Raw genomic sequence first — 12,713 nt, forward strand, 5'->3', positions numbered from 1 at the left:
ACATGACCCGCGAGCCAGGGGCCCGGAAGGGCACCTGCTACAGGCCTGCAGCGCGAACCGAGGCGTGGATCAACATGCGAGCCGGGCAGCGCCTTCGCATCGCTTCCCGGCGCCGGGGATGGCCGGCCGCACGCCGGCCATCCGGTTCCAGCGCTGAGAATGAAGCGAGCGTGCAAAAACGTTTTGACAGGACAGGCGGCGCCCGGTATTCACCGCGCCACCTCGGACGTCGCGCAGCCAACGCGGCAGACGAACCAAGCCGGGAGCGTAGCTCAATTGGCAGAGCAATGGACTCTTAATCCATAGGTTGTGGGTTCGATTCCCTCCGCTCTCACTCGCAGGGCCCCTTCTGGAAACGGAAGGGGCCCTGTGCTTTTTCCGGCGGGCCCTGGCCTGTCCCCCTGCGCTGGAAAGCCCCTGTCCCCCACGGACGTTTCGCGGTAGGACGGTCGCACGACGCGTCGGGCGGGTGGCGAAACTGGTAGACGCGCCAGACTTAGGATCTGGTACCGCAAGGTGTGAGGGTTCGAGTCCCTCCTCGCCCATTTCGCGTTGACCCGTTCGTGCCTATCCCCTAAAGCCGCACGTCCCACTTTCCGGTTGCCGCCCCGGGACGCGAAGGCCCGTGGAGGCGGCGAGCGAGGCCCGCATGAAGGTCCAGGTCGAGGAGCTCTCTCCCATCGAGAAGAAGCTCTCCATCGAGGTCGACAACGCCCGCGTTGCTGAGGAGCTCAACCGCGCGTACGCCGCGCTGAGCGGCCAGGTTCGCCTGCCCGGCTTCCGCCAGGGCAAGGTCCCCCGCCGCATCCTCGAGCAGAAGTACCGCGAGCAGGTGGAGGACGACGTCATCCAGCGCGTCGTGCAGCGCGCCTACCTGGACGCCGTGCGCGAGCACAAGGTGGAGGCCGTCGCCTCCCCGCAGGTCACCAACTCCGGCCTCAAGCCCGGCGCCCCCTTCAGCTTCGAGGCGCGCGTGGAGGTGAAGCCGCGCGTGGAGGCCAAGGACTTCGAGGGCCTGTCCCTCACCAAGGTGGACACCACCGTCACCGACGACGCGGTGAACCAGCAGATCGAGCAGATGCGCCAGAACCTGGGCCGCATCGAGCCCGTCACCGACCGCGACGTCGCCGCCCAGGGCGATCAGGTCACCATCGACTTCGAGGCGAAGGTGGATGGCAACGCCTTCCCGGGCAGCAAGGCGGACGGCATCGGCGTGCGCGTGCAGGACGGCGACCTCATCCAGGGCAACATCCCGCAGCTGGCGGGCGTGAAGGTCGGCGAGTCCAAGGACGTCGAGTACACCTTCGCTCAGGACTACCAGGCTGAAGAGGTCCGCGGGAAGACGGCCGTCTTCCACATCACCGTCAAGGAGCTGAAGAAGCCGGTGGTGCCGGAGCTCAACGACGACCTCGCCAAGCAGACGGGCATCGCGCAGACGGTGGACGAGCTGCGCGCCAAGGTCCGCGCGGACCTGGAGAAGGCCAAGAAGAACCAGGCCACCGTGGATGAGCGTGACGCCCTCATCAAGGCGCTCCTGGAGAAGAACCCGTTCGACGTGCCCCGCGCCATGGTGGAGCGCGCCATCGACTCCATGATGGAGGGCGCCTTCCGCCAGATGCAGCGCCAGGGCATCGACCCGCGCCAGCTGGGCCTGGACTTCAACCGCCTGCGCGACGAGATGCGGGAGAAGGCCACCCTGGAGGTGAAGGGCACGCTGCTGTTCGAGGCCATCGCCCAGCAGCAGAACATCCAGGCGTCCGACGAGGACGTGGAGAAGCGCATCGAGGACCTGGCCATCGAGGCCAACCAGCCGGTCGCCCAGGTGAAGAAGTACTTCAAGGGCCCGGACGAGCGCCTTGGGTTGTCTCTGCGACTTCGCGAGGAAAAGACGATTGAATTCCTCAAGGGCCGGGCGAAGTATTCTTGAGGCTTTTCCTTCAAGGCTCCTGAGCTCCTCCTCGAGGTTCATCCGACATGCCCTTCATGCCCGTCCCCTACGTCATCGAGCAGACCCACCGGGGTGAGCGCTCGTACGACATCTACAGCCGGCTCCTGAAGGACCGCATCGTCATGCTGGGAACGGAGATCGACGATGACGTGGCCAACGCCATCGTCGCCCAGCTCTTGTTCCTGGAGTCCGAGGACCCGGACAAGGACATCAACCTCTACATCAACTCGCCCGGTGGCTCGGTGACGGCGGGGCTCGCCATCTACGACACGATGCAGTACGTCAAGGCGCCCGTCTCCACCATCTGCGTGGGGCAGGCGGCCTCCATGGGCGCCGTGCTGCTGCTCGCCGGCGCGAAGGGCAAGCGCTACTCGCTGCCCTCCAGCCGCATCATGATCCACCAGCCGCTGGGCGGCGCGCGCGGCCAAGCGACGGACATCGAAATCCAGGCCCGTGAAATCCTTCGCATGAAGGCCAAGCTCAACGAGCTCATCGTCAAGCACACCGGCCAGACGATCGAGCGCGTGGAGAAGGACACGGACCGCGACTACTTCATGGGCGCCGCGGAGGCGAAGGCGTACGGCATCATCGACGCCATCCAGGATCCCCGGAAGGTCGCGGGGGTGAAGCCGGACGAGAAGAAGTAGACACACCGACATGCGCGACAGGCCGGGGCGCCAGGCACCCGGTCGGCGGCCGGGGGTGCTGGGAATCTTCTCCCGCGCCTCCGGCCTTCTCGTTTCTCCCCTCGCCGGGATTTTCCCCTTGTTAAGTACCCGGAAGGTGCGTGGACGTTCCGGATGAGGGCTGACTAGATTGGGCAGGGCAGGGGACCGGACGCGAAGCGGGTTGGGGCCTTTCAGGCGCAGCGAGGGATTTCATGGCGGGTAAGAACGTGGAGAAGCGAGACAACCAGACCCTCTGCTGCTCCTTCTGCGGCAAGTCGCAGAAGGAGGTGAAGAAGCTCATCGCGGGACCGACGGTCTACATCTGCGACGAGTGCATCGGGCTGTGCAACGACATCATCGCGGAGGAGATCGACCGCGAGGAGACCAAGGACACCAAGCTGCGCATCCCCCGGCCCTCCGAAATCAAGGCCGTGCTGGATGAGTACGTGGTGGGCCAGGAGCGCGCGAAGAAGACGCTCTCCGTGGCGGTGCACAACCACTACAAGCGCATCGAGTCCAAGGTCGCCATGGACGACGTGGAGCTGCAGAAGAGCAACATCCTGCTGCTCGGCCCCACGGGCTCCGGCAAGACGCTGCTCGCGCAGACCCTGGCGCGCATCCTCAACGTCCCCTTCACCATCGCGGACGCCACGTGCCTCACGGAGGCCGGCTACGTCGGTGAGGACGTGGAGAACATCATCGTCAACCTGCTCCAGGCCGCGGACCACGACATCGAGCGCGCGCAGCGGGGCATCGTCTACATCGACGAGATCGACAAGATCGCCCGCAAGTCGGAGAACCCCTCCATCACCCGCGACGTGAGCGGCGAGGGCGTGCAGCAGGCGCTGCTCAAGATCATCGAAGGCACGGTGGCCAATGTCCCGCCCAAGGGGGGCCGCAAGCACCCGCAGCAGGAGTTCCTGCAGGTGGACACCACCAACATCCTCTTCATCTGCGGCGGCGCGTTCGGCGGCCTGGAGCAGGTGATCGAGCGGCGCCTGGGCGGGCGCAGCCTGGGCTTCGGCGCGGAGATCCAGTCGCGCAAGCAGCGCAACCTCAGCGAGCTGCTCAAGCACGTGGAGCCGGAGGACCTGCTCAAGTTCGGCATGATCCCGGAGTTCATCGGCCGCCTGCCCATCATCACCGCGCTGGAGGAGCTGGACGAGGCGGCGCTCGTGAACATCCTGGCCGAGCCCAAGAACGCGCTCACCAAGCAGTACCGCAAGCTCTTCGAGCTGGACGGCGTGTCGCTGAAGTTCACCGACGGGGCCCTGAAGGCCATCGCGTCGGAGGCCATCCGCCGCAAGGCGGGCGCGCGCGGCCTGCGCTCCATCCTGGAGACGGCCATGCTGGACGTGATGTACGAGATCCCGTCCCGCAAGACGGCCCGCGAGGTGCTCATCTCCGAGGAGGTCATCCTCAAGAAGAGCGAGCCCGTCGTCCTGCACTCGCAGGACAACAAGGAGACGCCGGAGCCGAAGAAGGAATCCGCCTGAGTTGAGCGGGAACCACCTCCCGGGGCCTACAAGGGCCTGAAGGGGATGGCGGGGCGCGTCACGGTCACGGACCGGGGCGCGCCCTTCTTCTTCATCCAGCGGGCATCCGGGCGTGGGGGCGGGCCGCGCTTTTTTCCGGGCCGGGGGCGGGGGCTTCTTGTATCTGCTGTCCCCCATGAGAAAGCTGCTCATGCCTGCCCTGCTGTCGCTCGTGGCCTGCACTTCCGCGAAGGAAGCCACGCGTGAAGAAGCTCCCGCCGCGTCCTCCGCGGCGCCGAGCGCTCCGGCCCAGGAGGGGCCCTCCCGCATGGCCTACCCGGCGACCCGTTCCGAGGCGGTGGTGGACACGCTGCATGGCCAGCAGGTGGCGGACCCGTACCGCTGGCTGGAGGACGAGAAGGCGCCGGAGGTGCAGGCCTGGATGAAGGCACAGGACGGCTTCGCCCGCGACGCGCTGGCGAAGCTGCCGGGCCGCGACGCGCTGGCCAGGCGCTTCACGGAGCTCTTCTACGTGGACTCCGTGACGGCGCCCTTCCGCCGCGGGCAGCGCTACTTCTACATGCGCACCCACAAGGACAAGGAGAAGGCCATCGTCTACTGGAAGGACGGCGAGTCCGGACAGGAGAAGGTGCTGCTGGACCCGAACGTCATGAGCAAGGACGGCCCGGTGTCCCTGGGGCGCTGGGTGCCGTCGTGGGACGGCAAGCGCGTGGCCTTCCCGGTGCGCCCCAACGCCGCGGACGAGGCCACCCTGCACGTCATCGACGTGGACACGGGTGAGTGGTCCAAGGTGGACGTGATCGAGGGCGCGAAGTACGCCAACACGAACTGGACCCCGGACGGCAAGGGCTTCTACTACGAGTGGCTGCCCACGGACCCCTCCATCCCCGTGGACGCGCGCCCCGGCTACACCGAGCTCCGGTTCCACAAGCTGGGCGAGGACCCGAAGAAGGACGTGGTGGTGCACGAGCGCACGGGCGACCCCACCACCTTCCTCCAGGGCGACCTGTCGCGCGACGGCAAGTACCTCTTCGCGTCCATCCTCCGCGGCTGGAGCGAGAACGACGTCTACTGGAAGCACCCGGGGGAGAAGGGCTGGCGGCTGCTCGTGAAGGGCCAGGGCGCCAAGTACAGCGTCATCCCGTGGAAGGACCGCTTCTACGTCGTCACCGACGAGGGCGCCCCGCGCCAGCGCGTCTTCGCCGTGGACCCGAAGAAGTCCGAGCGCGCCAACTGGAAGGAGCTGGTGCCGGAGGACCCGAAGGCGGCGCTGGAGAGCGTGTCGCTGGTGGGCGGCCACCTGGCGCTGGAGTACCTCAAGGACGCGACCACGGAGCTGCGCATCACCACGCTGGAGGGCAAGCCGGTGCGCACCGTGCAACTGCCGGGCGTGGGCGCCGCCAGCAACCTGCTGGGCCTGGAGGACCAGGACGACGCCTACTTCTCCTACAGCTCCTTCACCACGCCGCGGCAGGTGTACCGGACGTCCGTGAAGAGCGGGAAGGTGGACCTGTGGGCGAAGGTGGAGGTGCCCATGGACCCGGACGCGTACACGACGGAGCAGGTCTTCTACACGTCGAAGGACGGCACCCGGGTGCCCATGTTCCTCGTCTACAAGAAGGGCCTGGAGAAGGACGGCACCGCGCCCACGCTGCTGTACGGGTACGGCGGCTTCTTCGTCAGCATGCAGCCCACCTTCCGCGCCAGCATCCTCCCGTGGCTGGACGCGGGCGGCATCTACGCGGTGGCCAACCTGCGCGGCGGCGGTGAGTACGGCACCGCGTGGCACGAGGCGGGCCGGGGCGCGAACAAGCAGAACGTGTTCGACGACTTCGCCGGCGCGGCCGAGTACCTGGCGAAGGAGCGGTACACGCAGCCGAGGAAGCTGGCCATCTACGGCGGCAGCAACGGCGGCCTGCTGGTGGGCGCGGCGATGACGCAGCACCCGGAGCTGTACGGCGCGGTGGTGTGCGGGGTGCCGCTCCTGGACATGGTGCGCTTCCACCTGTTCGGCAGCGGGCGGACCTGGGTGCCGGAGTACGGGTCGGCGGAGGACGCCGCGCAGTTCAAGACCCTGTACGCCTACTCGCCCTACCACCACGTGCGGGAGGACGTGCGGTATCCGGCGCTCTTGATGATGAGCTCGGACCACGACGACCGCGTGGACCCCATGCATGCGCGCAAGTTCGTGGCGGCGGTGCAGAACGCGAAGGGCAATTCCGCGCCCACGCTGCTACGCATCGAGGCGAACGCCGGCCACGGCGGGGCGGACCAGGTGGCCAAGGCCATCGAGTCCAGCGTGGACATGTATGCCTTCCTCTTCCAGGCGCTGGACGTCGCCCGGTCGGACGCCGGGGGGGCGGCCGAGAGCCGCTAGAATCGGGGCAGGACACCGTCCTGCCGCCCGGTGTTCCCTTGAAGGCAGGGTGCGGAACCCCCAATCTGTGCGGGGAACGGGTCCTGCGACCGGCGTGTTATAGAGCGGTGTTTCACCCTGCATGCGCGCTTGGGCGCCATGTGGGCAACTCTTGAAGGGCCTGCCCGTACGGCAGGCCAGCGGGTGGCGGATACATGTTCTTCGGACGTGACGACAAGAAGGAAGCCCAGAAGCGGGGACTCACCATCCCGCTCTTGCCCCTTCGGGACATCATCGTGTTCCCGCACATGGTGGTTCCGCTGTTCGTCGGCCGGGAGAAGTCCATCGCGGCCTTGAAGGACGCGATGGCCCACAAGGGGCCGGATGACAAGGCGGTCATCCTGCTGGCCGCCCAGAAGAAGGCCAAGACGAACGACCCCTCGCCCGACGACATCTTCCACTTCGGCACCATCGGCCACCTCATCCAGCTCCTGCCGCTGCCTGACGGCACGATGAAGGTGCTGGTGGAGGGCGTGCGCCGCGCCAAGGTGAAGAAGTTCCACCCGAACGACGCCTTCTTCATGGTCGAGGTGGACGAGGTCGAGGAGCAACTGGAGAAGAGCGTGGAGCTGGAGGCGCTGGTGCGCTCCGTCCACTCCGTCTTCGAAGCCTTCGTGAAGCTCAACAAGCGCATCCCGCCGGAGATGCTGATGCAGGTCGCCAGCATCGACGACCCCGCGCGCCTGGCGGACACCATCGTCGCGCACCTGTCGTTGAAGCTGAACGACAAGCAGGCGCTGCTCGAGACGGAGTCCCCGGCCAAGCGGCTGGAGAAGCTCTACGAGCTGATGCAGGGCGAGATCGAGATCCTCCAGGTGGAGAAGAAGATCCGCACGCGCGTCAAGAAGCAGATGGAGAAGACCCAGAAGGAGTACTACCTGAATGAGCAGATGCAGGCCATTCAGAAGGAGCTGGGTGAGCGCGACGAGTTCAAGAACGAGATCCAGGAGATTGAAGAGAAGCTGAAGAACAAGCGGATGAGCAAGGAGGCCACGCTCAAGGTCAAGAAGGAGCTGAAGAAGCTCCGGATGATGAGCCCGATGAGCGCCGAGGCCACGGTCGTCCGCAACTACATCGACTGGATCATCAGCCTGCCCTGGTACGACGAGACGCAGGACCGGCTGGACGTCACCGAGGCGGAGCGGGTGCTCAACGAGGACCACTACGGCCTGAAGAAGCCGAAGGAGCGCATCCTCGAGTACCTGGCCGTGCAGCAGCTGGTGAAGAAGCTGAAGGGCCCCGTGCTGTGCTTCGTGGGGCCGCCGGGCGTGGGCAAGACGTCGCTGGCGCGCTCCATTGCGCGGGCCACGGGCCGCAAGTTCGTGCGCCTGTCGCTGGGCGGCGTGCGCGACGAGGCGGAGATCCGCGGCCACCGCCGCACGTACATCGGCGCGATGCCGGGCAAGCTCATCCAGTCCCTGAAGAAGGCGGGCAGCAACAACCCCGTGTTCCTCCTGGACGAGATCGACAAGATGTCCACGGACTTCCGCGGCGACCCGAGCGCGGCGCTGCTGGAGGTGCTGGACCCGGAGCAGAACCACAACTTCAATGACCACTACCTGGACCTCGACTACGACCTGTCCAAGGTGATGTTCATCTGCACCGCGAACACGATGCACAACATCCCCGGTCCGCTGCAGGACCGCATGGAGGTGATTCGCATCGCGGGCTACACGGAGCCGGAGAAGCTCTCCATCGCCCGGCGCTACCTGATCCCGAAGGAGCAGGAGGCCAACGGCCTCTCGGACCTCAAGATCGAGATCACCAACGACGCGCTGAAGACCATCGTGCACCGGTACACGCGCGAGTCGGGCGTGCGCTCGCTGGAGCGTGAGATTGGCGGCGTGTTCCGCAAGATCGCCCGCGACGTGCTGAAGAACGGCAAGCGGGACCTCATCGAGGTGGACCGCAGGCAGGCGATGAAGTTCCTGGGCACGCCCCGCTTCCGCTACGGCGTGGCGGAGCGCGAGGACCAGGTGGGCATCGTCACGGGCCTCGCGTGGACGGAGCTGGGCGGTGAGATCCTCACCACGGAAGCCACGTCCATGCCGGGCAAGGGGAAGCTCATCATCACCGGCAAGCTGGGCGAGGTGATGCAGGAGTCCGCCCAGGCGGCCATGTCCTACGTGCGCAGCCGCGCGGAGCGCTTCGGCATCGACCGCAAGGTGTTCGAGAACTACGACATCCACGTCCACCTGCCGGAGGGCGCCATCCCCAAGGACGGTCCGTCCGCGGGCGTCACCATGGCCACGGCGCTGGTGAGCGCGCTGACGCGCGTGCCGGTCCGCAAGGACGTGGCGATGACGGGGGAGATCACGCTGCGCGGCCGCGTGCTGCCCATCGGCGGCCTGAAGGAGAAGACGCTGGCGGCGCACCGCGCGGGCATCAAGACGGTCCTGATTCCGAAGGCGAACAAGAAGGACCTGAAGGACATCCCGCTGAAGATCCGCAAGGCGCTGCGCATCGTCCCGGTGGAGTTCGTGGACGACGTGCTGCGCGAGGCGCTCCTCCTGGAGAAGCCGGAGGAGTTCGGCCGCAAGGGCGCCGGGGACAACCTGAAGACGGGGCTGACCGTGGCGGAGGTCGTGTCCACGCCGTCGCAGGCCTGAGGCCGGTGTGAGTCCCGGGCCCCTTGAAGGGGCCGGGCGGTGACGAAGCCAGGATGCCGGCCGACCAGGGGTCGCCGGTCTCCTGGCTTCTCTCTTTTCTGGAGCCGGTCGGGGTACAACGCGGGCGGTGGCTCCCCGCGCGCGAATCCTGTCCTACTCCCTGGTGCTGGTGATGGCCGCGGCCTGCGGGCCGTGCGGCTTCCAGCCCGAGCCGGGCGTGAAGGTGGTGATGCCGGCGATGCCCACCACGCTCGACTGGAGCCACTCGGATCCGATGAGCTGGGTGAACTACCCGGTGATGCTGGCCACGCAGAAGGGGCTCACCACGCTGGGGGCGGACCACTCCGTGCGGCCGGGCCTGGCGGAGCGGTGGGCGCGCCAGACGGACGCGGCCGGGCGCGAGGTCTACACGTTCCAGCTGCGCGCGGACGCGACGTGGTCGGACGGCTCGCCGGTCACGGCTCGCGACTTCGTGTTCGGGTGGCACCGGGCGCTCCTGGGCCGCGAGCGCGGCGAGATGGCGGACCTGGAGGGGGCGGAGGAGGTGCTCGCGCTGCTGGAGCGCGGAGCCCCGGAGCCGGAGGTGGAGGCCGCGCTTGCGCGCGTGGGCGTGGAGGCGGTGGAGGCCCGGACGCTGCGGGTGACGCTGGCGCGGCCCCGGAGCTACTTCCTGGCGCGGCTCGCGAACGTGTACCTGTTCTTTCCCGCGCCCTCGGCGGACCTGGAGGGGAAGTCCGAGGAGGCGGTGCGCGACTACTTCGACCGGCCTCGCGACGGGCGCCCCCTGGCCGTGGGGCCGTATCGCGTGGAGCGGTGGGACCGGGCGGGGGAGCGCGTGCGGCTGGTCTACAACCCTCGCAGCGCGTTCCCGCCGCCGATGGGGCCCGGGGAGACGCCGGCGCCGGTGCTGACGCTGATGAAGTCGGAGATCGGCCCGGCGCTGTATGAGCGGGGCCGGGTGGACTTCGTCTTCGTGGACAGCGCGGCGGCGCTGCGGGGGATGCGCGCCGCGGACCTGAAGCGCGAGCCGCTGTTGTCCACGTACTTCCTGGGCTTCAACACGGAGCGCCCGCCGCTGGACCGGCCGGAGGTGCGCCGGGCGCTGGCCCGGGCGTTGGACCGGGAGGCGCTGCTCGCGGGGCTGCTGCCGGCCGCGCGCGCGACGAACGTGCTGCTGCCGCCGGAGCTGCCGGATGCTGCGACGCCGGAGCAGGCGGCCCGGCTGCCGCGCTACGCGCCGGAGCGGGCGAAGGCGGAGCTGGCGGAGGTGAAGGGCCTGGACCGGCCGCTGCGGCTGGTGGTGAAGGCGGGGGATTCGTTCGTGCCGGAGGAGGCGCTGGCGGAGCGCATCGCGGCGCAGCTGGCTCGGGTGGGCGTGCGGGTGGTGGTGGATTCGCGGTCGGACTTCTCCGCGGAGGTGGCTCGCAGGACGCCGCAGGGGCCGCGCGCGTATGACCTGTACCTGCGCCGGCTGGGCGCGGACTACGCGCACCCGAACACGTTCTTCACGCTCTTCGAGCGGCAGGGCAACCACCAGACGGGATGGGAGACGCAGGGCGGCGGCGAGCCGATGCGCCGCTTCGAGCAGCTGCTAGAGGAGGCGGACGGCGACCCCGACCCCGTGCACGCGCGGGCGCTGTACGCGAAGGCGCAGGAGCTGCTGGTGGGGGAGGAGGCCGTCATCGCGCCGCTGTACCACCCGGACCGCTACTTCCGGGCGCGGGCGCGGCTGCACGGCCTGGACGTGGATCCGTTCAACTTCCTCGCGCTGCGCGCGCTGCGGCTGGGGGCGGAGGACGCGACCTCGGCCCGCGCGGAAGGGCAGGGGCCCTAGCGCATGTGCCTCCTTGCGACGCGCCTCGTGCGCCAGCTCGTGCTCGTCCCCGTCGTGGCGGTGGCCTCGTACCTCCTCATGGCCGCGCTGCCGCTCACCACGGAGAGCGACAACAAGCGGCAGGTGTCCCCGGAGCTGGCGGCTTCGTACCAGCGCGACCTGGGCATCGGTGAGCCGCTCGGGTTCCTGCGGCCCTGGGAGAAGCTCTTCGCCGGAGAGCGCCTGGGCACCAGCGCGCAGGGCATCACCGGCGACGAGCTGTTGCAGAAGCTCTCCGGCAGCGTGGGCGTGGGCCTCGTCGCGCTGCCCCTGGCGCTCGCGTGGGCGGTGGGCTTCGCGCTCCTTCGCACCCGTTGGCGGCGCGGGCGCTTCGCCGCGCTGGGGGACGTGCTCCCCGCCATCGCGTTCGGGACGCCCGTGTTCATCCCCGCGCTGCTGCTGGCCCCGGCCGTGGTGGAGCGCGGGCACCTGCTGCCGGAGCTGTGCGCGGCCGTCGTCATCGCCATCTGGCCCGGGACGTTCCTGGGCACGCTCGTGGGTGATGCCCTGGAGACCGAGCTGTCCCGCGACTATGTGCGCACCGCGCTCGGCAAGGGCCTGGACCCCGGCACCGTGCTGCGCCGCCATGTCCTCCCCAACGTGTGGCCCGCGCTCCTGGACGCCGTGACGCCCGTCGCCACCGCGCTGCTCGCGGGCTCGTTCGCCGCGGAGCGCGTCTTCGGCCTGCCGTACTTCGGCCAGCTCTACGTGCTCGCCGTCCTCAACAAGCAGGTCGCCGTCGTCGTCGTGTCCACCACCACCTTCGCCGCCGTGCTCGTCGTCGTGAGCCTCACCGTGGAGCTGTTGCGCATGCTCGTGGATCCCCGCGCCCGGGAGGCCCGCGCTTGAGCCGCGTTCCCGTGCGCGCCTGGGTGGGGCTCGTGCTCCTCGTGGGCCTGGGCGTGCTGAGCCTCGTCGCCGGCCGCCTGTTCCCCGAGGCGCTCACGCACACGTGTCCGCTCGGCTGGGACCTGAACCGCCCCGACCGCAGCGTATGCGAGCTGGCCTTCGGCGGCCTGTGGGTGTCCCTGGCCGTGGGGCTCGCGGCCGGTGCGCTGTCCACCGCGCTGGGGCTGGCCGTCGCGGCGCTCGCGCGGCTGTCCGGCGGCGCCGCGGAGCAGGTGCTCCTGCGTGCCGTCGACGCCGTGTTCGCCCTGCCGGACGTGCTGGTGGTGATGGTGCTCCAGCTCGCCGGCCAGTCCCTCATGGACGCGGGCATGGGCGAGGGCCTGGGGCCCTTCGGCTTGATGGTGACGTCGCTGGCCCTGGTGGGCTGGGCCGGCCCCGCGCGCATGTTCCGCGACCGCCTGGCCACGCTGGAGGGCCAGGAGTACGTCGCCGCCGCGCGCGCCCTGGGCGGCGGAGGCGCGCACATCCTTCGCGTGCACCTGTGGCCGCTCCTGCGGCCCTTCGTGCTGGCCGTGTTCCTGAGCCGCCTGCCGAGCGCCATCCTCACCGAGTCCACGGTGAGCTTCTTCGGCATCGCCCGCATGGAGCCCATGTCCCTGGGCCGCTACCTGGGCACGTCCTACGCCGCGCTCATCTACGAGGGCGGCGGGCGCGTGGTGCTTCCCGCCTGGGGGCTGCTCGTCCTGCTGGTGCTTGGCGCCTCGCTCGCTTCCCAGGCATTGGGGGGAGGTACCCGTCGCGAAGTGTGAGGAATGCCCCACATGGGGGCGTCGGTTTCACCCGAACGGAAACCC

At 68.8% G+C, this 12,713-nt stretch carries 8 protein-coding genes and 2 tRNA genes; all 10 read left to right on the forward strand.

The window, feature by feature from the left end; all coding sequences use genetic code 11:
* Positions 1-261 precede the first annotated feature (261 nt).
* Positions 262-334 (forward strand) — tRNA-Lys (locus U8525_RS22325).
* A gap of 129 nt (positions 335-463) precedes the next feature.
* Positions 464-545, forward strand: a tRNA-Leu gene (locus U8525_RS22330).
* 104 nt (positions 546-649) lie between these two features.
* Positions 650-1,927, forward strand: a complete 1,278-nt coding sequence (tig, locus tag U8525_RS22335) for a trigger factor (protein ID WP_374268304.1) — start codon at positions 650-652, stop codon at positions 1,925-1,927.
* A gap of 47 nt (positions 1,928-1,974) precedes the next feature.
* A complete protein-coding gene (gene clpP / locus U8525_RS22340) occupies positions 1,975-2,595 on the forward strand; it encodes an ATP-dependent Clp endopeptidase proteolytic subunit ClpP (RefSeq protein ID WP_374268305.1) in 621 nt (206 codons plus the stop codon).
* Positions 2,596-2,828: 233 nt separating this feature from the next.
* On the forward strand, positions 2,829-4,112 hold the full coding sequence (clpX, locus tag U8525_RS22345) for an ATP-dependent Clp protease ATP-binding subunit ClpX (protein ID WP_374268306.1): 1,284 nt from the start codon (positions 2,829-2,831) through the stop codon (positions 4,110-4,112).
* A 190-nt stretch (positions 4,113-4,302) separates the two neighbouring features.
* Complete coding sequence (locus tag U8525_RS22350) at positions 4,303-6,489, forward strand: prolyl oligopeptidase family protein (protein WP_374268307.1); 2,187 nt, start codon at positions 4,303-4,305, stop codon at positions 6,487-6,489.
* Positions 6,490-6,683: 194 nt separating this feature from the next.
* Positions 6,684-9,137 (forward strand): endopeptidase La, encoded by a 2,454-nt coding sequence (lon, locus tag U8525_RS22355; RefSeq protein ID WP_374268308.1) that lies wholly within the window; start codon positions 6,684-6,686, stop codon positions 9,135-9,137.
* 172 nt (positions 9,138-9,309) lie between these two features.
* Positions 9,310-10,971 carry a peptide ABC transporter substrate-binding protein gene (locus tag U8525_RS22360; RefSeq protein WP_374268349.1) on the forward strand — a complete coding sequence of 554 codons (1,662 nt, stop codon included), beginning with the start codon at positions 9,310-9,312 and terminating at the stop codon, positions 10,969-10,971.
* Between the two features lie 3 nt (positions 10,972-10,974).
* Positions 10,975-11,859, forward strand: coding sequence for an ABC transporter permease subunit (locus U8525_RS22365; RefSeq protein ID WP_374268309.1), 885 nt, complete (start codon positions 10,975-10,977; stop codon positions 11,857-11,859).
* The gene (locus tag U8525_RS22370) at positions 11,856-12,668 is read left to right on the forward strand and encodes an ABC transporter permease subunit (protein ID WP_374268310.1); all 813 of its coding nucleotides are present in this window, start codon (positions 11,856-11,858) and stop codon (positions 12,666-12,668) included. Before U8525_RS22365 ends, U8525_RS22370 begins: the two co-directional genes overlap by 4 nt.
* Positions 12,669-12,713 lie beyond the last annotated feature (45 nt).

The organism is Corallococcus sp. RDP092CA (assembly GCF_041903675.1).
GTDB lineage: Bacteria > Myxococcota > Myxococcia > Myxococcales > Myxococcaceae > Corallococcus.